A 22,372-nucleotide genomic window follows, 5' to 3' on the forward strand; every position below is an offset into this window, starting at 1 on the left:
TTCCTCAGGAGGCCGAACCCATGGCCACGGGCGTGATCAGCACCACGATCACCTCCTTGTTGGAGGACGCCGAGTAGCCGCCGCCCAGGGCCATGTTCTTGGCCACGCCCACGCCGGAGCGGCCCAGGTCGTCATCGGTCTGCTCGAAGCCGCTGATGATCAGCGTCTCGTTGGACTTCATCGCCACCCGTTGCAGGAAGTTGCGGGTATCCAGCTCGGGCGACTCGATCTGCGAGGTGACCCGGCCGCTGGCGTCGCTGGTGCCGACGATGGTGCGGATGCGGCGCAGCGTCGAGATGTCGGTCGAGAACTGGAGCATCACAGTGCCATTGGTGAGCATGTGCGGCAGGATGCTCATGTTGAAGCCGGCCGTCACCACGCCCGGGGTGAGCGAGGTGGTCGAACCCACCTGCGCCACCAGCGAAGTCTGCAGCGACTGCAGGTAGGTCGTCTGGCGCGCCACCTGCACTGGCACCGGCTGGTTGTTCAGCGTCACCACCGAAGCGGTGGTCTGGCGTCGTACCCGACCCTGCTCGGACAGCGCCTGCATCACGGCCTGGCTACCTGCGAACTTGGAGGTACCACCGGCCGGGATACCCGCCGTCAACGACACCAGGCCGGTGGCGGCAGCGCCTGCATAGGCGTTGGAGATGCCGAAGTTGCTGTTGAGGCTCTTGTAGACCGCGCTCCAGTTGATGCCGTATTGGTCCGAATCGCTCAGGGTGACCGACAGCACGGTCACGTTGATGGCGATCTGGCGCGACAGCGACTTGTTCTCGCCGTCGATATAGGAAGCGATGCGTTCCAGCGAATCCGGCGTATCGACCACCGTGATCGAGCCGGTCGCGGGCGACGCCAGCACCCGGCCATAGGGCGAGAGCATCACCTTGATGGCCGACTCCAGGCCGGTATAGACCGACAGCTTGGACGCGACCTGGGTATTCTGGGTATTGTTGGCGTTGACGCCCGTGGATGAACTGCCGCCGCCGCTGCCGCCACCACCACCGCCGCCGCCACCACCGCTGCTGCCGCCGGCGCCGCCGGTCGAGCTGGCGCCGCTGGTGACGGTGGCCGAGAAGGTCGAGTCACCCGGGATGGCGCTGATCTGGAAATTGCGCGATTCGGTGTGGAAGAACTGGATCACGCCGTCGCTGAACTTCCACGACACGCCGAAGCGGGCGGCCGCGGTATCGAGCAGGCCCTTGAGCGAACCGCTGTTATAGGCGATGCGCACCCCGTTTGGCAAGTCGGTGAAGGTCGGCTGTGTCTGGCCGGTATTGGCTGCCGGGCCGCGACCGGGCTGCACCGGGCTGCTCTGCCCTTCTCCGGGCAGGCCTGCAGGCAGCGGCAACATCGGACCGTTCGATTGCGCGATCATGCCGGGAGCCGCGCGCAGCGCCGGATTGGCCGAGGTCGGCAAACCCGCCAGGTTGCGGGGACGGAACGCGCCGCCCGACACTTCCAGCGCATCCGCGCTGACCTTGCTGGGAATGCCGGAGCGCAGCGTGATGCGTTCGGCCAGTTCGGTCAACGAATTGATGGTGCGGTCGAAGGTGGTCGGCTCATAGAAGATCGGCGGCAGCGAAGGCTGGCCCAGCTTGATGGCGGTCTTGCCCAGCCAGATGCCCGGCTCGTGCTTGACCAGTGGCGAGGACGGCATGACCGTGCCGGGCGCGGTGCGGCCGACGTCACGACTGAGGCGGGTGGCGCGTTCGCCTTCCTGGTCGACCTGGCCTTCGAGCTTGTTGGCCAGTCCGCTGCAGCCGGCGATCAGGACCGCCAGCGGCAACAGCATTGGCAGTTTGATGGAATATGCCTTCATCACTCGCTCCCCTTGGCCATGATGCGCAACACTTTGTTGCCTTGATAAAAGACTGCCTTCATTGGAATCTCAGCCGATTCCATGCTGCTGGCGACGATCGACACCGCTTCTTCGAAGGTGCCGCTGACCCGGGTGCGCGCTTCCACCGCGTAGTCCACCGGCAGCTCCCACAGCAGTTGCCAGCCGGCCGATGCGGCCCAGCGCGCCAGGGTGGCGTTGAGGGTCTTGTCGGAGACGATGATTTCCCAGTCGCGGGTACCGGCCGCCGACAGGCCCATCGAAGCGGGCGTGGCCAGCGGCGCCGAGGCCATCGGCACGGCGTCGATCATGGTCTTGGGTTCTTCTTCCTTGACGTGCTTCTTGCGACGGTTCTTCTTGTCGTCGTCGGCCTTGGCCAGCACGATGGGCTCGGTGCCCAGTGACGACGCCGCCAGCGGCAGGGGATTGCAATCGTCGCCCAGCTCGATTTCACCGGCGATCAACTGGAACCGTTGGTCCTCGGCGGCAGCGGCAAAGCCCGAGGCTGCCGCATACTTCATCACCGCGGTCGACTCGGCCGCGCCGGCTGTCTGCAGGCAGCCTTGGCCCAGGCACAGTACAACCAGGCCGGTGAGTATCCGGATCTGCCGCGAAGGGCGTTGGACCTCAAGGTGTGAGCGATACATAAGTGCTTCCCATCCATGAACATCGTCATTAAAAAAAGGCGAACAGCGTCCCCTTGCACGCTCGTCAAGACGAGCCGCGCATCGGCGTGAATCACGCGTGCATGGGCACCCGGGCTCACCTGGAATCACCTGACTAAACTGTTACCCGACTTTCTGATGCTGCTTGACACATTTGCATCTTCCTCATCGCCTCGCTCACCATTGCAGTGTGCGGCGGCCCCGGCGCAATGCGCCTAGCGATGAGTGCCAAACCTTCTACGGCGCGCCGTTTGCGGCGTTTTCCGTTCAGGACTGGAGCAGATATTAACGAAAAGCTGGAGAGGTAATTCTCAACAAATATGACCGTTACGGAACTGGACGAAACAACAATTCGACCACTGTTGCACGAATGACATCCCCCGCAATCGAATCGCCCCGACTTGCCGGTTCTTCGATTCCGTCCTGCTGTCCATGAGTGAAAAAGGCCGCGCTTGCGGTTCCATGCACCACATAAAAAAAATGGCCAAGGAAAAAGGGAGCACCGCAGTGCTCCCTTGCCGTGTGGTACAAGCCGGTGCCGCTACATCATGCCTACGCTACCCGGTCGCGCGCAGCGGTTCTTGGTCCTGCGCAGCGGTAGGTGGACTCCCATCAATGACCCATCCTGTGGCGCACTGCTGGCCAGTTGGGGCTCTGCGGTGGGCGCCGCTTCGCTGGCCTGCGGCTTGCTGGCGCCGCCCGGGGCGCTGGCCGGCAGCGGCAGCAGCGCAGGTGGCGTCGTCGATGCGCCCGCCGGCGGCGGCAAAGCCTGGGCGCCGGGGGTCGGTCCGGTGGTCGGCCCTGGCACCGGCACGGCGGGCATGCCGGTGGGTGCAGCCGGTACCGGAGCGGGCGCGGGGGTCGCGGCCGCCTTGCCGCGCGGGTTGTTCATGGCCATGCGCGTGCCATCGAAACCGGTGATGCGCGGTGTAATCAAGAACAGCCGCTCGCGGGTGCTGTTGGAGCGCGACTCGCTGCGGAACAGGCCACCCAATACCGGCAGGTCACCCAGCACCGGTACCTTCTGCTTGTTGCGGATGAGCGATTCGGCACGATAACCGCCGATCATCAGGGTCTGCTGCGCATCGATGATGGCCTGGGTATTGATGGTCGAGCGGGTCACGCTGGCGGCGATGGTGCCGCTGCCGTTATTGTTGTTCGAGTTCGATGAGCCGGAAGAATTGGAGTCGTTGTTGAGCGACCCATCCTCGATATCCACTTCCAGCCGCACACGGGTGTCGCCGGCGTCGTTGATGATGCGCGGGATCACCCGCAGCATGGTGCCGGCGGTGATGTCGGACATGTCGGCCACGCGTTCGCCGACCAGCGATACATAGGCGCTCTGGCTCAGGTCCAGCACGGCCGCCACGTTGTCCAGCGTGAGCACGGTCGGGGTGGCCAGCACGCGCGCTTCGCCATTGGATTCCATGGCCTTGAGGCGGGCATAGAAACGGGCCGCATCGCTGATGAGCAAGGTCGCGCCTGGCAACGGCAGGTCGGTGCCGCTGGACTGGGTAGTGGTGCCATTGACGGTGGTGTTGACCACGCCGGCGCGGGCGCCCCACTCCACCCCCATCTCGGCCAGCTTGCTGCGGTCGATATCGACGATCAGCGCTTCGATCTCGATCTGCTGCGGCTTTACGTCAAGCTGGTTGATCAGCGACTGGTAGATGTCCTTCTTGGCGATATCGTCGTAGATCATGATGGCGTTGAGGGTAGGATCGGCCTCGATGCGCGGCGGCTGCTTGGTTTCACCTTCGCTGCCATGACCGCCGCCGCCCTGGTCTTCCACCTCGACCTGGCTGGTGAGGTTGTTGCGTCCGTCGGCGCCCGGCGCCGAGAACAACGGGACGAAACGATTGTTGCTGCCTTCCTGGGCCACCTCGCGCGCTTCGCCCCGGCCGTTCTTGCCGGTACGCGAACGCTTGGTGCTGGCGGCATCGAACTTGCCCGGGCCGGTCAGCTTTTCACTGCTATGACCGCCGCCCAGCATCAGGTTCGACAGGATGCTCTTGATGCCGGGGATGGTCTCGGACTTGCCGCGCGAATTGATCACGCGGTCCATCGCCGAGGCATACTTGAGGCGAAACAGCATCACCTGACGTCCGCGCAGCCGTTCCTTCTTGCCGTCCGGCATCAGGACCTCGCGCGCCAGGTCGACATAGGCGCGCGGGCCGCTGACGATGACCACGCCTTCGTCGGGCAGTTCGCCCCAGCCGAAGCGTTCGTCGAACAGGCCCAGGCCGACCAGCGCGTTCTTGGCGTCCTGCACCGCGTTTTCGCCCACCTGCAGGCGGGCCGAGGTATTGTCGCTGGTGGGCACCACATACAGGGTGTCGCTATAGACGAACCAGCGGAACTTGTACTGTCCCGACAGGCGATTGAGGAAATCGACGCCGTTGTCGCCTTTCAGGCGCGACTTGACCAGCCCGCCATCGGAGGTCATCTGCAACCGCACGCCATAGGTACGGCTGAAATCCTCGAGTACGCCGCGCACGGTCATGCCGTTGGCGTTGATCGAGAAACCGCCGTCCTTCCAGGACGGCGGCACGGCCGCGTGCAGCGTGGTGCCCCATAGCAGCAGGCCCACCAACGCCAGGCTCAGGCACCATGATTTGATCGTCTCGTGCAGTTTCATCGTAATCCCCCATTCAATGCTTGCCGCGCACGTTCCTCCGCGCGCGAAACGGTACTGACGCGGCCGGTGCCGGTGGTCATCGCGGCGCGCCACAGCGCCGCCTGGTTGAGAATGCCTTCCAGCGCTTCGGCCACGTCGCTCCATGCTTCGGCGCCCGGCAACCACCGGTTGAGGATGAGCTCACCACCCTCGGGGTCGATCGCCAGGCCCGCATCGAAATCGAGCGCGCACTGGAAGGCGCTGCGCATGGTGTCGGCAATCTGGTTGTCGGTGGGCTCCTCGATCAGGATCAGCCCCAGTTCGGCGCCGCCGTCACGTACCCGCAGATAGACCGCCTCGCCGTCGATATCGCATGGTTCATCCAGGGGCAAGCCCAGCAGCCACTGCTCCAGCTCTTCGGACTGCATGGTCAGCGTGTTTCGTTGAGGACGGTCTTGAGCGGCTTCTGCAGCAAGCCGAATTGGGCGTTGAGCGCGGTGTGGGTGACCGACTGCTTCTTGAGCAGGTCGACGAACTCGGCGGGATCCGGCTCCTGGCCCTCGGCCTGGGCGCGGTTGAATTCGCTCATGCGCTCGCCCAGGTTATCGAAGCGCTGGGTCAGGTGGCGCAGGTTCTGCAGCACGGGATTGGGATTGCTCGACATGGTGCACTCTCCTATGGAATGGCCGGACTTGCCGGACATGGATCATCAACAAACGCAGGTGTCCATGTGAGTGACCGCAAGGCACGGGCAGTTCGCCCGTCGAATTCTCAACTTTCCTCTACGTCGCCGGCCGGCGCCGGCTCGAACCAGGCCTGCTGCTGGCGCAGCGCTGCGCCCAGCTCCTGCGCGCCCAGTGAAAAGCTGGCGCTCCATTCGCCGCTGGCCGCTTCCAGCCGGCAGGCGCCCGGCGCCAGGCGGGCATCGGCACGCAGCTCCCAGCTGGTCTCGCCCAGCCCGGGCAGGTCGTCCGGATGCACGCACAACACCGCCGACAGCAGCTTGGCGGGCGCTTCCTCGCGCACCCGACGCACCGCGCCGGCGATGCGTTCGGCCGGCACCGTGTCGGCCACCAGCCGCTCGAAGGCCTGGTGCGCCAGTTCCAGCGCCAGCTCGCCCACCCCGTCGAGCATCTGCGCCTGCAGCAGGCGCAGGCCCTCGAGCAGGCGGGTGGCCTCCAGCGCCACTCGCTGGCGCTCGCTGCGGGTGGCGGCGGCAGCCTCGTCGCCGGCCTTGGCCAGGATCGCGTCGGCCTGGGCCCGTGCCTGTTGCAGCACCACGGCGGCGGCGCGTTCGCCCTCTGCCGCCAGCGCCATGCCGGGCGCGCGCAATACACCGCGCAGCGGGCGCAGGGCGGGCGCCAGGGACAGGCTATCCACACAGAAGGAATTCATCTTGACTCCGTAGTCGTCATGGCCGCCAGCACGCGCTCGGCGCGCACCTGCGCCAGGCACATCAGCCAGCAGCGCCGGTCACGGTCGTGCAAGCGCGGCGGCGCGGCCGGGGCCTTGGTAAATCGGGACAGCGCCTGCTGCTCGGCGGCGGGCAGCAACAGGCGCAGGCGGGGCCACATGCCGGGAAAAGCCAGCTCCAGGCGCGCGCCCAGTTCCAGCAGCCCGCGCCGGCCCAGGCTCATCGGTTCGGGCAACTCGCCCATCCAGCTGGCCAATGGCTGGGTCAGCGCCACCGACAGGCACCAGCGCCGGCGCGCCGGCGACAGCGCGGCCAACTCGGCTTGTCGCCGGGCACGTGCGGCGAGCAAGCCGCCGAACAACTCCGCGGCCTGCATTAATTCGTCGGCATCGCGCACCGCCGCCGGCTGCCAGCGCCAGTCGGCCTGCTCGGCGATGTGCGGCGCCAGGCCGGCCTGGTCGCACCAGTGGCGATAGCGGTCGCGGGCGGCCAGCATGCCGTCGGTGGGGGCGGACGCGGGCAGGTCGGCCCACGGCACGAACCACCAGTCGAGGAAGGCGTCGGTGGGTGCGTCGAGCATCACGTGCCCTGCTTGGCTTCGGCCTTGCGCGCCCGGCGCATGGCGAAGTTGAGTGCGATCTGGGCCACTCGCGGGTTGCGCAGGGCCATCTGGAACAGGATGTAGCCGAGCGCGCCCAGGGCCACCAGGATCGGCAGGAAGATCACGATCAGCAAGCCATTGGCTGAACTGGCGGCGACCGTGAACGGGCCCAGCATGGTCCATTCGATACCCGGCGTGGGCGGCTCGCCCGGCATCATCACCACCGATACCTTGTTGCGCCCCTCCTCACCGGCCAGGCCAGGGATGCTCGACGCCACCAGCCGCCGCACGCGCGGCAGGACCGCATCTTCGTCCATCGGCGGGCGATACTTGATGAATACCGCCGCCGAGGACGGCTGGATCGGCTCGCCCGGGGCGATGCGCTCGGGCAGCACCACATGCACCCGGGCCGCGACCACGTTATCGAATTGCATCATGGTCGATTCGAGTTCTTCCGACAGGCCGTGGATGTAGCGCACCCGCTCTTCCATCGGCGACGAGATCATGCCCTGCTTCTTGAACACCTCGCCCAGGTTGGACAGGTTGCGCCGCGGCAACCCGGCCGCGTTCATGGTCTCGGTGGCGCGCGAGAGATCGCTGTCCTTGACCAGCAGGGTCACGCCTTCCTTGCCCTTCTGCTTGTCGACCTCGATACCCTTGCGATTGAGCACCAGCACGATTTCGTTGGCGTCGGCATCGTTGAGCGCCGCCTGCAGGGTGACCATCTTGGTGCACGCCGCCAGCAGCACCAGCAACAGGAAGATGCATCCGCTGCGCAACAGCTGGCGCATACGCATGGAACGCTGCGGCCCCGCCAGGGGCCTCTTGAGGATAATAGCCATATGCCGACTCCGGCTTATTGCAACTTGGTCAGCGAATCGACGGCCTGCGAGGCCTTCGACACCGTCTTGGAAATGGTCTGCACCCGCAGCTGATAGTCGTTCAAGGCCATCATGGCCTTCATCAGCTGCATCGAGTCGCCGCTGCGGGTGGCCGTTTCCAGCAACTTGGACACATACAGCTGGTCCTGCTTGACCTCGGATGCCAGGTGCGTGGTGCGTTGTGCCAATGCGCTGCCCAGCGAGTTGGTATTGGGCTTCATGCGCATGGCATCGCGGTTCAGGTACTGCTCGAACATGGCCTTGAAATGTTCACCCTCGGCATTGTTGGGTGCGATCTCGAGGTGCAATCCGGCGCTGCGCGGACTGCTTGCGGACAGGTCGCCGCTGGCGACGCCTGTCTGTACGGGTGCTTGCATGGTTCGGAGCTCCAATGAAGTCTGACTCGACGTGTTGTATAAGTGGCCCGGCGCGCGCGCCGGTTCCAGTGCTTGTCGCGGCAATGCACAATGATTCGCTCGATGGCCGGCTATAACGCCTGGCGCGCCGCCGCCGTGGCGTTATCGCAGTACTGGCCACCGCAGCCGAGGTCCGACGATGGGTCGCAGAAACCGGCCTTGCCGCAGCGACGCCGGCATTCGGCGCGCGACTTGGGTCCGGCCGGCAGCACCAACGAATCGCGCGGCAGGGGGCGGCGCCGGGCCTGCGCCACGGCATGGCCAGCCACCAGCGCCAGGTGGTGCATGCGGTCGCCACTGCCGACGATGCGCTCGCTGGCGGGCTCGTCCTGCTCGATGACCAGGTCCTGGCCCGCGAGCACGCCACCGGCAGCCGACCCCGAGACACCGATGGGCACCGGCACCGGCGCCGCGCTGGCGCCGATGAGCGGTTCCGGTGCCGCAGGCCCGGTGCTGTCCTCGGCCTGGTCGACCGGCTCGGCCTGGCCGCGCCGCCACAGCAGGATGCGTGACTCCAGTTCCTGGCGCAGCCGGCGCGTGCTGCGGGGCTCAGGGTGGGCCGTGGGCGGGTGTTCCGGCTGGCAGTTCAGGTCGATCGGGTCGGCATTCTTCATGTCGGCGGCCTCGCTTGTTCATTGCGTCAGTTCTTCGGGTGGCTCGCCGTGGGCTTCCAGCTCCACTTCGCGCTGCACGTCGCCGCGGGCCACCAGTTCATGCACCACGGCATAGACCTGGGCCACGGCCTGGTAGCTGGTACGCGGCACCGCCATGTCTTCGCGGCAGGTAGCGTAGAGCGTGCGCGCCAGCCAGACATGACGGATCACGGGAATACCCCGTTCGTGGGCGCGCTTGATCATGGCCTGGGCCACCTCGTCGCGGCCCTTGGCCAGCACCACCGGCACCATCGCCTCGTCGGGGTCGTAGAACATGGCCACCGCGAAGTGGGTCGGATTGACCACCACCGCGTTGGCGTCCTCGGTCTTGGCCGCCGGCGCTTCGTTGGCCCATTGGCGTGCCAGTCGCTTGCGCTGCCCCTTGATCATCGGGTCGCCTTCGGACTCCTTGTGCTCGCGCTTGATTTCTTCCTTGTCCATCATCAGTTCCTTCTTGTGGAAGTACTTCTGGACGGCAAAGTCGATCACGCCCAGGATCAGGCACATCACGAGGATCATGTGGAAGATCGAGCGCAACAGCGTCATGAAGGCCTGGTAGGAATCCTTGGGCTCACCACCGGCCAGCGCAATGATGTGCGGCAACTGCGCGCGCACCATGCTGTAGACCATGAAGCCGATCATCCCCGCCTTGCCCACCGTGATGAGCAATTCGACCAGCTTCTTCTTGGATACCATCTGCTTCAAGCCATTGACCGGATTGAGCTTGTCGAACTTGGGCTGCAATGCCTCGGTCGCCACCAGCATGCCGAACTGGCCCCAGTGCGCGGCCACCGCCACGATGGGCAGGATGACGAAACAGGCCGCAAACAGGATCGCCAGTATCGTCAGCGCCGACATCAGCTGGTTCTGCATGGACAGCGTGAAGTCGGCGCCGACCCCGGCGATGCCGCCTTCCATCAGCTCGAACACCGCGCCCCGCCACAAGGGCTCGCAGGCAAAGGCCGCCTCGGCCACCACCGTCAGCGTCGCCAGGCGGGCCAGGTCGCGACTGACCGCGATCTGGCCCTTCTCCTTGGCATCCTCTATCTTCTTGTCGGTGGGTTCTTCGTTCTTGTCGTCGCTCATGGCCTAGCGGATCTCCATGAGACTGGCGGCCAGCTCCAGCAGGTGCGCGAAGTCGCTCGCCATGTAATGCGAAAAGGTCGACCAGTACAACAGCATGATCAACAGGCCCACCAGGCTCTTGACCGGCGCCGAGGCGAACGACACCTGCAGGTTGGACGCGAATACGCCCACCACGGCAAAGCCGAACTCGATGAGGATCAGCGGGATCAGCACCGGCGCCCCGTAGACCACGATGTACCACAGCATCTCGCCGAAGCGCTTGATGACGATATCGAAGTGGCCAGCCTCGAAGGGCGGCGTCAAGGTCCAGGCCGGCCACACGGTGAAGCTTTCCAGCAGGATGCGGGCCAGCGCCGAAAACAGTCCCGCCTGCACCATCACCAGCACCACCGCCTGCAGCAGGATGGCGCCGGTGGCACTGGCGTCGCGGTCGATCGAGGCGTTGTTGGCCTGGATCTGGATCGGCGAGCGCTGGGTGTCGAAGATCGAGCCTATCGATTGCACCACCCACAGCGGGATCGCCATCATCACCCCGAATACCAGGCCGATCATGGCTTCCTTGAACACCAGCACGCCGGTGGTCAGGAAGTCGGGCGCGCTGGTCTGTACGAAATGGAACGCCGGCAGCGCCGCCGGCAGGGCGATCGCCATGGCCGCCGCGTTGCGCGCCATGCCGGTGAGTACGTTGAGACCGAACCCGGGCAGGATGATCAGGCACACCAGGATGCGCGGCGTGATCAGGGCCATGGTGACCAGCACCGCCTGGATATCGAGCAGGAGCGAGGCCGGCATCACCGGCCCACGTCCGGCACCATGGTGAAGGCCAGCTCGGCCAGGCGGATCATCTCGACCCCGATCCAGCGGCCCATCGCCGCCAGCGTCACCGCCACCGCCACCAGCTTGACCACGTAGGGCAAGGTCTGGTCCTGGATCTGGGTCACGGCCTGGATCAGCGACACCACCAGCCCGCAGGCGGTAGCGATGATCAGCGGCGGCGCCGACATCATGATGGCCATCCACAGCCCCTGCTGGAAAAAATGTATGGTATCGACCACGACTGTCTCCTTAGACGTAGGACATTGCCAGCGCGTTGAGCAACTTGCCCCAGCCGCCCACCAGCGTGAAGAGCAGCAGCTTGAGCGGAATGGTGATGGTTTGCGGACTCACCTGTTGCATCCCCAGTGCCATGAGCAGGTTGGATATCAACAGATCGATCACCACGAAGGGAATGTAGATCAGGAACCCGATCTCATAGCCGGTCTGCAGTTCCGAGACCACGAAGGCCGGGATCAGGATCAGGGCATCGCTGGACTGGGCGTCCTTGGACGCTTCCTTGGGCCACAATTTCTTGGCCGAGGCCAGGAACAGCTCGCGCTGCTCGGGCTTGCTCACCTTGAGCATGAACTGGCGGATCGGCTCGAACGCATCCTGCGCGCGCTGGAGCACCGGCGTGGTGCGCGAGGCGGCGGGATGGGTAGTATCGATCGACAGCGCCCGCTTGCCTGCTTCCTGGATGGTGGGCGACATGATGAAGATCGACAACGCCAGCGAGATGCCGTAGATGGCCAGCGTGGGCGGCACCTGCTGCACCCCGATGGCGTTGCGCAGCACCAGCAGCACCAGCGAGATCTTCAGGAACGACGTCGTGGTCACGACCATCAAGGGCACCAGCGCCATGAGCGCCAGCAGGACCGAGAAAGAGACGACGTCGAACTGGCCGCCTAGCATGCTCCGCCCCAGTGGGTGATGCGTACGCCGAGGCGCCCTTCCACATCCACCACTTCACCGCGTCCGACCTCGGCGCCACCGCAATGGATGGCCAGCGATTGCGGCGCCCCATCGAGCAGCTCGATCACGCATTGCGGACCCAGCGCACGCAACTGGTCCAGGCTCAGGCGCACCCGCCCGAGCTCGAAGCGCAGGCTCACCGCTACCTTGCCGAAGCCGGCGGTGCTGCCCACTTCGGCCGGTTCCGATCGTTGCGCTTGCGGGTCCTGTCCGTATTCCTGCTCGTCACCGTATTGGTCTTCGTCCATCCGGTCCTGTTCTTGCCCTGCCTGAGCGTGCGTGTCGTCCAGGGCGGCATCGTCCATCATTTCGGCATCCATCTGATTCTCCTCATCAATTAATTCCAATCCGCGCTGCGGCAGGTAGCGCACCCGCCAGCAACGCTCCCCCAGGGCAATGCGCCCGGTCCCAGCCACATCAAAACGACACGCCGCAGGCAGGATCACATCGCCCGCCGCCAGTGCCTGGACATCGGCCAGTGGCAAGCGATGACTGGCCAGCGGCACGGCGAAGGACAATTCCAGCCCCTGCCATTGCAGCCAGGGCATGCGCAGCGCCTGGCCCGGCTGTTGCCGCAGCAGCGCCAGCCAGGTGGCAGCGCTGGCGCAGGCAGCGCTGCCGACCTGGTGCGCTTGTGCATTCAATTCGAATTGCAGGCTGGTCAGCCCGGGCGGTGGCGCATCGAGCGCGCGTACGGCCACGACGGAGGCCAGCAGCGTGTCTTGCAGGCGCCCGGCCAGCGCACCGGCCAGCCAGCTGGGCCAGGCGCCACGGTCGGGGCCGTCTAGACCGGTCAGGCCGCGCAGCAGCCGGTGACCGTCCTCGATGAACAGTTCGCCGTGGATGGTGTTCAATCCCAGCCACGGCAAGCCGCCCTGGGCCCGGCCGCCTGGCAACAGGCGCCAGGCCAGGTCGGGCGACGGCCCTTGCAGTTGCATGCCGCGGCCCAGCAAGCGGCTGCAGGCAGCAGCAGCGGCCGTCACTGGTGTGGCCTCGAGCAACAGGTTGCGCGTCGTGGCCGGTCGTGCCGAAATGTCGATGAAGGTGTCGGACATGGATGTGAGCCTGGATGCTGGTTGGCGCCGGCGGTGACCGCAAGTGCGCCCGCGCAATGCCATGCATTGCGCCGGTAGCCCCCGCTACTACAGCACCGTAACTCCGACGTATCTGTCCATACGTTGCGCGAGCCCCTTTTCCAGTTCCATTTTTCTTTTATTGAGCAGGCCGCGCAGCCGCTCGCTGGAGGGGGTAAGCAGGAAAGTGGCCTGGCGCGCATCGAGGTCGGCGACCACGCCGAGCCGATCGCCATCGGGCATGATCAATTCGAAGATACCGCTCTCGCCCTCGTTGGGCAGCAGGTCCAGCAGCATGTCCAGGTCGAGTTCGCCCTCGCCGGCCAGGCCGAACTGCCCGGCCAGGCCGCCCGCCATGCCCTCCTGCTGGCCGCCGCCGCCCTGGCCGCCAGGGTGGTAGCCTGGTACCCATACCGCCACCCCCGCGCCGGACTCATTGGCGCCCGGCCCCGGCGGCGCCATGCGGGCCTCGCGTTCACCGCCGGGCCGCGCGGCAGTACGCGCCGGTTGCTGCGATGGCGGCGTGCGCGCCGGCCTGGGCGCGTTCGCTGCCGAGCGTGCGACCTCGTCGTTCCTCTGTTCGGCGCGCGCCTGGAGCGCACGCTGGAATGCCTGGCTGCGCGGCTTGGGCCGCGGCGGCTCCGGCCGGTGTTCGGGTTCCTGCAACAGCGAAACGATAGGTGCCAGTGCCATATGCTTATCCTTGCGCCTCGAGCGCGGCCTCGGCCGCCCGCAGTTCGTCGCGCAGCACGCCCAGCTTTTCCTGCTGTTTGTTGGCGTCCTGCACCATCTGTCGCGCATCGAAGAAGAACTGGCCGGCGGCACGGCTGGCGCGCGCGATCTCCTTGCAATCCAGGCGCAACTTGATGGCTTCCTTCTTCATGCGCTCATAGACGGCCTTGGCCTTGCGGAATTCGCCGCTGGTGATGACCATGTCGGTAAACGACTGGCGCGCCGCCTCCCACTGCTCGCGCGCTTCTTCCTGCGCGCGCCGCCAGCGCAACTTGCTGCCGTGCAGCTTCTTGCGCATCAGGCGCCAGGACTGGAGCGCTTCGTTGCGTTCACGCTCGAGCCGGCTCAGGCGCTGCTTGCGTACGTGCAGCAACTGGTCCAGCCGGCGATCCGGGACACGCCGCTCGGCCACGTCGATGACTTCGCGCTTGCCCCGGCGCGCGCCCAGCGATGCCTGCCCCGGCGCGCTCATGCCGCCATGTCCTGCAGGCTGTCGAGGGTCTGCTGGTAATCCGAACTGCCACTGGTGTCCTGTCGCAGGAACGACAGCTGCTGCGGCCGCAGCTGCATCGCGCGGTCAGCCACCGGGTCGGCGCCCGACTTGTATTCGCCCAGCCGGATCAGCAACTCCATCTCTTGATAGCGCGCCATCAGTTCGCGGAAATGCGAAGCCGCCTTGCGGTGTTCGCGCGAAGTCACGTTGCTCATCACGCGGCTGATGCTGGCCAGCACATCGATGGCCGGGTAATGCCCCTGCTCGGCCAACTTGCGGGTCAACAGGATGTGGCCATCGAGCAGCGACTTGGCTTCATCACCGATCGGGTCGGAACTCGATTCGCCATCCACCAGCACGGTGTACATGGCCGTGATGGAGCCTTGCTGGGTGCCGCCGGCACGTTCGATCAGGCGCGGCAGCATGGTGTAGACCGAGGGCGTGAAGCCGCCCCGTGCCGGCGGTTCGCCGGCGGCCAGGCCGATCTCGCGCTGGGCGCGGGCAAAGCGGGTGAGCGAGTCGACCAGCAGCAGCACCTTCTTGCCACGCTCGCGAAACGCCTCGGCAATGGCGGTGGCGGTAAAGGCCGCGCGCGAACGTTCCATCGAAGTGCGGTCGGACGTGGCGCACACCACCACGGTCTTGCGGATCAGTTCGGCATCGAGCTCGTGCTCGAGGAATTCGTTAAGTTCGCGCCCGCGCTCGCCGATCAGGCCGAACACGATGGCGTCGGCCTGGCAGCCGCGCGCGATGGCCGCCATCAGGGTGGTCTTGCCGCAACCGGGCCCGGCAAACACGCCGATGCGCTGCCCTTCGCCCATGGTCAGCAGGCCATCGATGGCGCGTACGCCCGTGGCCAGGGGGGTGGCAATGCGCGGGCGGTCGGTGGCCACCGGCGCGTCGCGCATGACCGGCACCGTATGGCGCCAGGTGGAGACGTTGTCGCTGGCCGCCGGGGCACGAAACATCCAGCGTCCGAAGCCGTCCAGCACGCAACCGAACAGGTGGTCGCCGACCTCGATGGTGTGGGCGCGCCGCAGCGGTTCGATCACGGTACGGGTGGACACGCCTTCCAGTGGACTCAATGCCGACAGGATGGCGGCGCGGTCGGTAAAGCCGACCACCTCGGCCAGCATGTCGCGCCCGGGGTTATCGGGATTGCGCAAGGTGCACAGTTCGCCGATCTGCACTGGCGGCATGTGCGCCTCGATCAGCGTGCCCAGCACCTGCGCCACCTTGCCCTGGCTGGAGAAACCCGGCCGTCGTGGCAGGGCCTGGGTCAATTCCGGCAGGCGCAGGCGCACCGCCTGCAGGCGTTCGCCCAGCGCCGCGTCGAACTGTTGCGATGCGCTCACCATACGATGTTGAGGTTGTGCTTGCCGGTAAACTTGAGCTGGTTGCCGGCCACTGCTGCCAGCCGCACGCCCCGATATTCGTCGCCGACATACAGTCGCCTTCCGTCGTCGGTGACGATGCTGGGGTCGTTGCCCGAGATCACCTGGCTGATGCGAAACGGCAGCATCGATTCGGCCGAGCCGATCTTCACGTTGACCGGAAAGTCGATCACGTAGGACTGCGCGAAACTACGCAGCATGCGTTGCAGTCGCTCGCCGTCGTCGTCATTGAGGGCGCCGCGGATGGTCCATTGGCGTGCATCCAGTTCGAGGTTGACCCGTCCCAGCAGGTCGATCTGGGCCAGTCGCTTGCGCAACGCCGCCTGCAGCTCTTCCTGCCCGAGCGTTTGCGGCAGGCCCGCCAGGCGGCGTACCTGGGCCGCCTCGCGCGCCGCGATCTCGTCGGTGCGATGTTGCGGCGGTGCGTTCAACGCATAGGCGGCAGCGGCCGACAAGATCGCCACGGCGGCCACCGGTACCATGACCACCCGCAAGCCGCGCTTGCGACGCGGGGCGGCCGCCGTGGGCGTGGTGTTTTGGGCATAGACCGGCTCGGGGTCGGCCTGGCCAGCCTGACCGTCGGCGGCCGGCTCTTGCGTGGCGCCCTCGGCGTCGGACTCGGCCTGCTGGTCCGACGCCTGATCCTCGGTATCGACGGCCAGCGGATCGTCCTTGGGTTCCGGCGGTGGATCCTGCCAGGGCGAACCTGCTTCGCGCAGTGCTATCCAGACCGCGCCCACGCGGGCGAAACCGGTTCCGTCCAGCGTGACCTGCGCTGCCACCGCATTGGTGTGCTGGTCGCGCACCTCGCCTTGTCCGGGCGTGAGCACCCAGCCTGCGTCGCCACGCGACAGTTGCGCATGATGGGCCGCCACACCCGGGTCGGCCAGCACTACGTCGGCATCTTCATCGGCGCCGATGCTCAGCACTTCCTCACCCAGCGGCAGGGTGGCGCCACGATGGTAGCCGCTCAGTATTCTCAGTTCCAGCATGATGACTTCTCCAAAAGGCTGGTCAGCCTCGATCCTTCCAGGCGCTCGATGTCTTGATCAGGGCCATCAGCAAGCCGCCCTTGCCCTTGCCGCCGCCCGTGCCGTCGATCGGGTTCCAGCCCGGGTTGTCCATATTGGCCAGCGCGCCGATGACCATCGCCTCGGCCAGCTCGCGCCGCTGGCGCGCCATCTGCTCGCGCTCTTGCGCAGCCACGCGCAGCGAGACGGCACTGTCGGCCTTGCCGCGCAGCAGCGCCGGCAGCTTCTTCTCGCGTTCGGCCAGCGCCAGGTTGATGTCGTTCATCACGTCGTTGATGAACAGGCAGCACCGCTCGCGCAGGAAATCGACCTCGCGCGCCAGGTGCTTGTCCTTGCTGGCGCGATTGATGATGTCAAGCGCTTCTTCGTGCGTCATCGGATCAAGCTGGCGTTGGTGCAGCCGTTTTTCCGGAAGATTCATGGTGATGCTCCCCTTATCGAGTTGGTGAAGGCGGCTGCCCGTTACGGCAGCCGTACCTCGCGATGACGCCTGACTATCCGCGGCTCAGGCGCTCGGCAGCGTCCAGCCCTTGGTGCGCGAAATTGCTTTGCACCTTGACGTTGGTCAACTGCTGCTCCAGCGTCATCGCGCCAAGATGGTTATCGATGGCGGCGCTGGTGCCCGCTGCCCCGCCTCCCGTGGTGCCCAGGTCTGCGGCGACGGGACGAGTCCGGAACCGGTCGTGGCGGTCATGCGTGCCGTCGGTGCTGGAGTTCTGGTCGACCTCCTGCTGCTGTTCGAACTCCTGCCGTTGCTCTTCTTCCACTTCGGATGTGGTGCTCATCGAGTCGCGGCGCACGGGCTCGCGCTGCTGGGTCGTCGCGGTTTGATCCGGAACCGCCTTGCGCCGGACCGGTGTCGCACCCGGACCACCGGGTCCGCCTCGCGGCGGCAGCGTGGGCGGCGGTCCTGGCGGCAAGGTCACCTGCGGCTTGGCTGTCGGGTCTTGCGCCTTGGGCTTGGATCGCAGCGGCAACGCCGGCGGCGCGTCCTGTGCTTGCACTTGCTGCCGCAGTGAGTCACCGAAAGCGCTAGGGCGCCTCGAGTGATGGCGCGGTGGCGGCGGAAACGTGGACGGGTCCCGGAACGGCAATTCCTGCTCTTCGTGCGGCAACGACGGCTCCTGGTGCTGCGCCTGCGGGGCGGGGCCGCCACGCTCCAGCTGCGCTACGCGCTGCGTCAGTTCATCCATGCGGGCGGTCATTTCGTCCATGAAGCCGCCCAGCATGTTCTGGATCATGTCCGGCAGGCCCGCCAGGTGCTGTTCCATCATCTGCCGGGGGTCCTGCGGACGGCGTGGTTCCTGCTCCTCGACATCCCGCTCCGAATGGACGTCACCGAACTGGCTGTGCATGTCGGCGTCGCGCTGGTAGGGCTGCGGCCGCGGTGGTGGCGGTGGCGACGGGAAATGGCCGGCCGGCTCATATCGATGACCGCCGTAGCCGCCCTGATGACCGCCGTAGCCGCCCTGATGACCGCCGTAGCCACCCTGATGACCACCGTAGCCGCCCTGATAGCCGGCGCCGTCATCGCGCCGGTTGCGCCACGAGATGTCCTCCCCCGCTTGCTGGCGATCATAGAGGTGCTGGGCATATTGCATCTTGTCCAGCTGGTGGTTGCTGTATTTTTCGACCCCGCCCATGAGTGTTTTCATCAGGCGGTCGGTGAGCCTGTTGACCGGCCTTTGTGGAGCGTCGTATCGGCCCTGGGGATTCCGGGACGAGCCCACCCCGGCGTCATATTGATAGTTGTTATGTGTTGGAATGCGACCGAAATCAGCCATGATGATGTCCTCTTATCGAACTGCCGGCGCGGTCGGGAGCGACCGCGCTACTGGTGCAAATAGCACGGCCTCGGCCGGCTCTGCCTGTATCCATGAATGTCTGGCGGCACGCTTTGGTTCCTGCAGTGTTGCCGCTCAGATCTCGATCATGCCGACCGGCTTGACCTTGGCGTGCTGGGTCAACTCCGAGAAGGCGAACACCGGCACCGGGAAGAACTCTTCTTCGATCAGCTTGCGCACCGAGCGCCGGATATCGGCTGCGGTCACCAGCACCGGCGGCGTGATGGGCGTGCTGACGTTGGTCGACAATTCGTTGAGCCGGTCCAGGATCAGCTGCTCGATCTCGGAATCGATATCGAGGTAGCTGCCCTGGCTGGTCTGGCGCATGGCGTTACGCAATTGGTCCTCGAGCTCGGGCGAGAGCAGGATGACTTCGATCAAACCCTCGCGCGATGCCTCGAAACACAGCTGGCGCTTGAAGGCCAGCCGCACGTAGTCGGCAATGACGTCCGGATCGCGCTCCTTGGGCGCCCAGTCGAGGGTGGTTTCCAGCAGCAATCGGGCATTGCGCAGCGACACGCCTTCCCGCGTGAGGCGCTGCACCACTTCGGTCAAGCGCGGCAAGGTCACCGACTTGATCACTTCCTTGCCCAGTTCCGGGTAGCGGCGCTCGGCCCAGCGGGTGAAGCGGATCACCTCGTTGACGCCGACGAACATCTGGCAGTTGCGCAGCATTTCCACCTCGATGTCGGCGGCGAAGACATTCTCCCAGCGCTGGCACAGCACGCCGGCCTCGGCCAGCCGGGCCTCGTCTTCCAGCTTGACCCACACGCGGCGTCGGCGCGAACCGGAGATGTTGCGCTCGAAGGCCTGGAAACCCAGCTCCTGGACCCGCTCCAGCGATTCGCGCGTGGCCGCCCAGCCGATCATGATCTCATCGTCCACCAGCGGCACTTCGGCCATCATGAAATAGGCCCGTCCGGCCGGCATGGCGGCACTGAATTCGAATTCGACGGGTTTCAGGTCGGGAATGCCGCGCCGCTCCAGCATGCCGTTACGCATGACCCGTACCGCCGAACGGATGACTTCGGCCTCGGGCGTGCTGCGCAGCGCTTCCGGCAGGCGCAGGATGAACGGCGTGGTGGCCGAGAAATTGGTGAGGTCGACGATGCCGGCGTTCTTCTTTTCCTGTTCCTGGGCTTCGCGCGCCAGCTCGGCGTCGGCCAGTGGCTTGAGCAATCCGGTCACGCCAGCCACCGCCAGGCCGAACGCCAGGCCCACGAACACCATGGTAGGCATGCCGGGAATCAAGCCGAACAGCAGCATGATGCCGCCGGCGGTGAGCAATGCCTTGGGTTCCGAAAACAGTTCGCCGACGATTTCGCGGCCGATGTTGCTCTGCTCGCCCTCTTCCTTGTCGTCATTGCTGACCCGGGTGGTGATGATGCCGGCCCCCAGCGAGATGAGCAGCGCCGGGATCTGCGCGATGAGCGCGTCGCCGATGGACAGGATCGAATAGACGTGCATGGCCTCGCCGGCATCCATGCCGCGCTGGACGATGCCGATCGAGATGCCGCCGATGAGGTTGATGGCCACGATGCAGATGCCGGCGATGGCGTCGCCCTTGACGAACTTCATGGCGCCGTCCATGGCGCCGTGCAGCTGGCTTTCCTGGCCCAGGTGGGCGCGCTTGGCCTTGGCTTCCTCCGGTGTCAGGATGCCGGCGCGCAAGTCGCTGTCGATCGACATCTGCTTGCCCGGCATGGCGTCCAGCGAGAAGCGGGCCGACACTTCCGAGACCCGCTCCGAACCCTTGGTGATGACGATGAACTGCACCACGGTCAGGATCAGGAAGATCACCAGGCCCACCACCAGGTTACCGCCCACGACGAAGTTACCGAAGGTTTCGACGATGTGTCCGGCCTCGGCTTCGAGCAGGATCAGTCGCGTGGTCGAGACCGAGATGGCCAGCCGGAACAGCGTGGTTAGCAGCAGCACCGCCGGGAAGGTGGAAAAGGCGGTGGGGCCGGGCATGTACATGGCCACCACCACGATCAGGCCGGCTGCGCACAGGCTGAACGCGATCAGGATGTCGAGCAGCCACAACGGCATCGGCAGCACCAGCATGAAGACGATGCCGATCACCAGCGCCGCGGCCAGAAGTTCGGCGCGTTGCGCCATCTTGGCCGCGATTTTATTGAGCAGAAGGACCAGGCCCATTGCTTTCATGACTCATCCCCCAGAGACGATACGTGAGACGGCCTGGTATCGACCGTCATATAAGAAAAGAGGCGGCTCACGCCGCCGCCGCAGTACGCTGCCCTGCCTGCAGGCGCAGCAGGATCAGGTCGACCCAGGCGGCGTTGTCGGCGGTGCGCAGCGAGCGCAGGCGGGCCTGGTCCACCGGCTCGAGCAATTCGGCGGCAGCGTAGTCGTGCATCAGCTGCAGATGCACGTTGCCGGGCCACAGCGCCAGGCAGCCGGCCGCCAGGTCGTAGGCGTTCTCGTATTGATAGGCATTGAGATGACCCCAGACCAGCCCGGTGGCCAGTTCCAGTTCGGGTGGCAAGGCCTCAGTTGTTCGTCTGCGTCGCATGTTCTTCCTGTTCGGAGGGGAGGAAATGACTTTGGGCCTCGCTGCGGCGCATCTGCATCCAGCGCAGGCGCCAGCGCACCGCCAGCTCGACCACCCGGATGGCACGCATGGCGCCATCGCGCTGGCCTTCGGCCAGGTTCAGCGAGTGCCCCACCAGCAATTTCTGCAGGGAGCGCATCACCGGAACCGGATCGCCGCGCCATGCCAGGTTGTCGGTGGACAAGCGCGCACCCAGCATCTGCTTGAGCGTCTGCAGCGTGGGATCGGGGGCATAGTCGGGCGCCGGCAGCGAAGCTTCTTCTTCGGCCGGCAGCAGGCTGGGGCGGGACTTGGCGACCGGCAGCGCATCGGCCAGGCTATGGATCTCGCCGGCTTCGCCCAGCTCCGGGAGACGCACATTGATATCGCTGACAGGACCGGTTCTCAATTGAGCAGCTCCATGGCCAGTTCCAGTTGCATCGCCAGGGCTTCACCGCCCTCTTCTTCTTCGGCCTTGAGGCGGCGCAGCAGGTACAGGCTGCCGTCGTTGAACATCGACGGCAGCCAATCGGCCGCATCGCGCAGGTCGGCCGCGCGGCGTTCCAGCAATTCGACCGCGGTCAATGCCGCGTCGGGCCCCACGCCCAGCGCCAGCAGGGTGCGCTGGTCCGGCAAGGGGTAGGCGAAGACATGCATGCCATTGTCCAGCGTGGCCATCGCCACCGCATCCTGCATCCGGCATTCGTCGATCAGTCGCTGCATGAGCTCATCCATCGTGTCCATCCTTTCGCTTGCAATACGGAAAACAACCTGACACCGACGTCAGGGACGCTGGCGACTCTCGCTCTTGCGCAGTTGACTCACGGCATCGCGCCATGCCTGTTCGCGCAACTCCTCGCGCGAAGGGTGGGTGCTCATCTCGGCCTGGAACTGGTTCAGCTGGCGCGTGAGTTCTTCCAGCAATTCGCGCCGGGCGGCCTGCTTTTCCTGGGGCCACAACGTCAACGGCAACTTGGCCATGGCGTCGCGCACGATCAGGTAGACCTTGCCGCGCACCGCTTGCGCCGGGCCGCTGAGGTCGACGATCTGCGCCACCAGCTGGGCGGCCTTGCCCTTGCCCCAGCCGGACTCGGTCGCCGTCAGCAGCACCACGGCCAACTCGGCACTGTTCTGGCGGGTCGGCAGGTTGACCTGGGCCGCCAGTTCCTGGCGCAATTCCTCGGCCGTGCCGATGGCCGAACGCACCAGGGTGAAGGCACTGCTGTCTGCCATGGTCAGCCAGTAACGGCCGATACTGCGTAGGGGGTTCTTGCGTAGATCCGACTTCAT

Annotated in this window: 26 protein-coding genes; all 26 read right to left on the minus strand. The window is 65.8% G+C overall.

The window, feature by feature from the left end:
* Positions 1-4: 4 nt before the first annotated feature.
* Positions 5-1,822: a PilN family type IVB pilus formation outer membrane protein gene (locus PMI40_RS13200; RefSeq protein ID WP_008116153.1), complete on the minus strand. Its 1,818-nt coding sequence runs from the start codon at positions 1,820-1,822 to the stop codon at positions 5-7.
* Positions 1,822-2,487, minus strand: a complete 666-nt coding sequence (locus PMI40_RS13205) for a toxin co-regulated pilus biosynthesis Q family protein (protein WP_008116155.1) — start codon at positions 2,485-2,487, stop codon at positions 1,822-1,824. The genes PMI40_RS13200 and PMI40_RS13205 overlap by 1 nt, the downstream gene beginning before the upstream one ends.
* A gap of 559 nt (positions 2,488-3,046) precedes the next feature.
* The gene (gene sctC / locus PMI40_RS13210) at positions 3,047-5,143 is read right to left on the minus strand and encodes a type III secretion system outer membrane ring subunit SctC (RefSeq protein WP_008116157.1); all 2,097 of its coding nucleotides are present in this window, start codon (positions 5,141-5,143) and stop codon (positions 3,047-3,049) included.
* Positions 5,140-5,550, minus strand: coding sequence for a hypothetical protein (locus PMI40_RS13215; protein WP_008116159.1), 411 nt, complete (start codon positions 5,548-5,550; stop codon positions 5,140-5,142). The genes sctC and PMI40_RS13215 overlap by 4 nt, the downstream gene beginning before the upstream one ends.
* 2 nt (positions 5,551-5,552) lie before the next feature.
* Complete coding sequence (locus tag PMI40_RS13220; protein ID WP_008116162.1) at positions 5,553-5,786, minus strand: hypothetical protein; 234 nt, start codon at positions 5,784-5,786, stop codon at positions 5,553-5,555.
* 107 nt (positions 5,787-5,893) lie between these two features.
* A complete protein-coding gene (locus tag PMI40_RS13225; protein ID WP_008116163.1) occupies positions 5,894-6,517 on the minus strand; it encodes a FliH/SctL family protein in 624 nt (207 codons plus the stop codon).
* Entirely contained in the window at positions 6,514-7,116 is a 603-nt protein-coding gene (locus PMI40_RS13230) for a hypothetical protein (RefSeq protein WP_008116165.1), read from the minus strand. The genes PMI40_RS13225 and PMI40_RS13230 overlap by 4 nt, the downstream gene beginning before the upstream one ends.
* Positions 7,116-7,934, minus strand: a complete 819-nt coding sequence (sctJ, locus tag PMI40_RS13235) for a type III secretion system inner membrane ring lipoprotein SctJ (protein WP_238540943.1) — start codon at positions 7,932-7,934, stop codon at positions 7,116-7,118. The genes PMI40_RS13230 and sctJ overlap by 1 nt, the downstream gene beginning before the upstream one ends.
* 59 nt (positions 7,935-7,993) lie before the next feature.
* Positions 7,994-8,395, minus strand: coding sequence for an EscI/YscI/HrpB family type III secretion system inner rod protein (locus tag PMI40_RS13240; RefSeq protein WP_008116169.1), 402 nt, complete (start codon positions 8,393-8,395; stop codon positions 7,994-7,996).
* Between the two features lie 110 nt (positions 8,396-8,505).
* Entirely contained in the window at positions 8,506-9,048 is a 543-nt protein-coding gene (locus PMI40_RS13245) for a hypothetical protein (protein WP_008116171.1), read from the minus strand.
* Positions 9,049-9,066: 18 nt separating this feature from the next.
* Complete coding sequence (sctU, locus tag PMI40_RS13250) at positions 9,067-10,173, minus strand: type III secretion system export apparatus subunit SctU (protein WP_008116173.1); 1,107 nt, start codon at positions 10,171-10,173, stop codon at positions 9,067-9,069.
* Between the two features lie 3 nt (positions 10,174-10,176).
* Positions 10,177-10,965 (minus strand): type III secretion system export apparatus subunit SctT, encoded by a 789-nt coding sequence (sctT, locus tag PMI40_RS13255; protein WP_008116174.1) that lies wholly within the window; start codon positions 10,963-10,965, stop codon positions 10,177-10,179.
* Positions 10,965-11,228, minus strand: coding sequence for a type III secretion system export apparatus subunit SctS (gene sctS / locus PMI40_RS13260; protein ID WP_008116176.1), 264 nt, complete (start codon positions 11,226-11,228; stop codon positions 10,965-10,967). Before sctS ends, sctT begins: the two co-directional genes overlap by 1 nt.
* A gap of 10 nt (positions 11,229-11,238) precedes the next feature.
* A complete protein-coding gene (gene sctR, locus PMI40_RS13265) occupies positions 11,239-11,901 on the minus strand; it encodes a type III secretion system export apparatus subunit SctR (protein WP_008116178.1) in 663 nt (220 codons plus the stop codon).
* Positions 11,895-13,016, minus strand: a complete 1,122-nt coding sequence (sctQ, locus tag PMI40_RS13270) for a type III secretion system cytoplasmic ring protein SctQ (protein ID WP_008116180.1) — start codon at positions 13,014-13,016, stop codon at positions 11,895-11,897. The genes sctR and sctQ overlap by 7 nt, the downstream gene beginning before the upstream one ends.
* 87 nt (positions 13,017-13,103) lie before the next feature.
* Entirely contained in the window at positions 13,104-13,727 is a 624-nt protein-coding gene (locus PMI40_RS22955) for a hypothetical protein (RefSeq protein ID WP_008116182.1), read from the minus strand.
* Positions 13,728-13,731: 4 nt separating this feature from the next.
* Positions 13,732-14,238: a hypothetical protein gene (locus PMI40_RS13280; protein ID WP_008116184.1), complete on the minus strand. Its 507-nt coding sequence runs from the start codon at positions 14,236-14,238 to the stop codon at positions 13,732-13,734.
* Positions 14,235-15,617, minus strand: a complete 1,383-nt coding sequence (locus PMI40_RS13285; RefSeq protein ID WP_008116187.1) for a FliI/YscN family ATPase — start codon at positions 15,615-15,617, stop codon at positions 14,235-14,237. The genes PMI40_RS13280 and PMI40_RS13285 overlap by 4 nt, the downstream gene beginning before the upstream one ends.
* Positions 15,611-16,645: an FHA domain-containing protein gene (locus PMI40_RS13290; protein ID WP_008116189.1), complete on the minus strand. Its 1,035-nt coding sequence runs from the start codon at positions 16,643-16,645 to the stop codon at positions 15,611-15,613. The genes PMI40_RS13285 and PMI40_RS13290 overlap by 7 nt, the downstream gene beginning before the upstream one ends.
* A 22-nt stretch (positions 16,646-16,667) precedes the next feature.
* Complete coding sequence (locus tag PMI40_RS13295; RefSeq protein WP_008116191.1) at positions 16,668-17,105, minus strand: hypothetical protein; 438 nt, start codon at positions 17,103-17,105, stop codon at positions 16,668-16,670.
* 73 nt (positions 17,106-17,178) lie between these two features.
* Complete coding sequence (locus PMI40_RS24270; protein ID WP_193365692.1) at positions 17,179-18,339, minus strand: hypothetical protein; 1,161 nt, start codon at positions 18,337-18,339, stop codon at positions 17,179-17,181.
* Between the two features lie 264 nt (positions 18,340-18,603).
* Positions 18,604-20,697, minus strand: a complete 2,094-nt coding sequence (gene sctV, locus PMI40_RS13305) for a type III secretion system export apparatus subunit SctV (protein WP_008116195.1) — start codon at positions 20,695-20,697, stop codon at positions 18,604-18,606.
* Between the two features lie 67 nt (positions 20,698-20,764).
* The gene (locus PMI40_RS13310) at positions 20,765-21,064 is read right to left on the minus strand and encodes a hypothetical protein (RefSeq protein ID WP_008116198.1); all 300 of its coding nucleotides are present in this window, start codon (positions 21,062-21,064) and stop codon (positions 20,765-20,767) included.
* Positions 21,042-21,491 carry a hypothetical protein gene (locus tag PMI40_RS13315; protein ID WP_008116199.1) on the minus strand — a complete coding sequence of 150 codons (450 nt, stop codon included), beginning with the start codon at positions 21,489-21,491 and terminating at the stop codon, positions 21,042-21,044. The genes PMI40_RS13310 and PMI40_RS13315 overlap by 23 nt, the downstream gene beginning before the upstream one ends.
* Entirely contained in the window at positions 21,488-21,817 is a 330-nt protein-coding gene (locus tag PMI40_RS13320; protein ID WP_008116202.1) for a hypothetical protein, read from the minus strand. The genes PMI40_RS13315 and PMI40_RS13320 overlap by 4 nt, the downstream gene beginning before the upstream one ends.
* 48 nt (positions 21,818-21,865) lie before the next feature.
* Positions 21,866-22,372, minus strand: coding sequence for a hypothetical protein (locus tag PMI40_RS13325; RefSeq protein ID WP_008116203.1), 507 nt, complete (start codon positions 22,370-22,372; stop codon positions 21,866-21,868).

It is taken from the genome of Herbaspirillum sp. YR522 (genome assembly GCF_000282575.1).
Lineage (GTDB): Bacteria > Pseudomonadota > Gammaproteobacteria > Burkholderiales > Burkholderiaceae_D > Herbaspirillum.

Coding starts and splice junctions, on each gene's coding strand:
- PMI40_RS13200 (WP_008116153.1), bottom strand. CDS start 1,822: ATGAAGGCATATTCCATCAAACTGCCAATGCTGTTGCCGCTGGCGGTC.
- PMI40_RS13205 (WP_008116155.1), bottom strand. CDS start 2,487: ATGTATCGCTCACACCTTGAGGTCCAACGCCCTTCGCGGCAGATCCGG.
- sctC (WP_008116157.1), bottom strand. CDS start 5,143: ATGAAACTGCACGAGACGATCAAATCATGGTGCCTGAGCCTGGCGTTG.
- PMI40_RS13215 (WP_008116159.1), bottom strand. CDS start 5,550: ATGCAGTCCGAAGAGCTGGAGCAGTGGCTGCTGGGCTTGCCCCTGGAT.
- PMI40_RS13220 (WP_008116162.1), bottom strand. CDS start 5,786: ATGTCGAGCAATCCCAATCCCGTGCTGCAGAACCTGCGCCACCTGACC.
- PMI40_RS13225 (WP_008116163.1), bottom strand. CDS start 6,517: ATGAATTCCTTCTGTGTGGATAGCCTGTCCCTGGCGCCCGCCCTGCGC.
- PMI40_RS13230 (WP_008116165.1), bottom strand. CDS start 7,116: ATGCTCGACGCACCCACCGACGCCTTCCTCGACTGGTGGTTCGTGCCG.
- sctJ (WP_238540943.1), bottom strand. CDS start 7,934: ATGCGTATGCGCCAGCTGTTGCGCAGCGGATGCATCTTCCTGTTGCTG.
- PMI40_RS13240 (WP_008116169.1), bottom strand. CDS start 8,395: ATGCAAGCACCCGTACAGACAGGCGTCGCCAGCGGCGACCTGTCCGCA.
- PMI40_RS13245 (WP_008116171.1), bottom strand. CDS start 9,048: ATGAAGAATGCCGACCCGATCGACCTGAACTGCCAGCCGGAACACCCG.
- sctU (WP_008116173.1), bottom strand. CDS start 10,173: ATGAGCGACGACAAGAACGAAGAACCCACCGACAAGAAGATAGAGGAT.
- sctT (WP_008116174.1), bottom strand. CDS start 10,965: ATGCCGGCCTCGCTCCTGCTCGATATCCAGGCGGTGCTGGTCACCATG.
- sctR (WP_008116178.1), bottom strand. CDS start 11,901: ATGCTAGGCGGCCAGTTCGACGTCGTCTCTTTCTCGGTCCTGCTGGCG.
- sctQ (WP_008116180.1), bottom strand. CDS start 13,016: ATGTCCGACACCTTCATCGACATTTCGGCACGACCGGCCACGACGCGC.
- PMI40_RS22955 (WP_008116182.1), bottom strand. CDS start 13,727: ATGGCACTGGCACCTATCGTTTCGCTGTTGCAGGAACCCGAACACCGG.
- PMI40_RS13280 (WP_008116184.1), bottom strand. CDS start 14,238: ATGAGCGCGCCGGGGCAGGCATCGCTGGGCGCGCGCCGGGGCAAGCGC.
- PMI40_RS13285 (WP_008116187.1), bottom strand. CDS start 15,617: ATGGTGAGCGCATCGCAACAGTTCGACGCGGCGCTGGGCGAACGCCTG.
- PMI40_RS13290 (WP_008116189.1), bottom strand. CDS start 16,645: ATGCTGGAACTGAGAATACTGAGCGGCTACCATCGTGGCGCCACCCTG.
- PMI40_RS13295 (WP_008116191.1), bottom strand. CDS start 17,105: ATGAATCTTCCGGAAAAACGGCTGCACCAACGCCAGCTTGATCCGATG.
- PMI40_RS24270 (WP_193365692.1), bottom strand. CDS start 18,339: ATGAAAACACTCATGGGCGGGGTCGAAAAATACAGCAACCACCAGCTG.
- sctV (WP_008116195.1), bottom strand. CDS start 20,697: ATGAAAGCAATGGGCCTGGTCCTTCTGCTCAATAAAATCGCGGCCAAG.
- PMI40_RS13310 (WP_008116198.1), bottom strand. CDS start 21,064: ATGCGACGCAGACGAACAACTGAGGCCTTGCCACCCGAACTGGAACTG.
- PMI40_RS13320 (WP_008116202.1), bottom strand. CDS start 21,817: ATGGATGAGCTCATGCAGCGACTGATCGACGAATGCCGGATGCAGGAT.
- PMI40_RS13325 (WP_008116203.1), bottom strand. CDS start 22,372: ATGAAGTCGGATCTACGCAAGAACCCCCTACGCAGTATCGGCCGTTAC.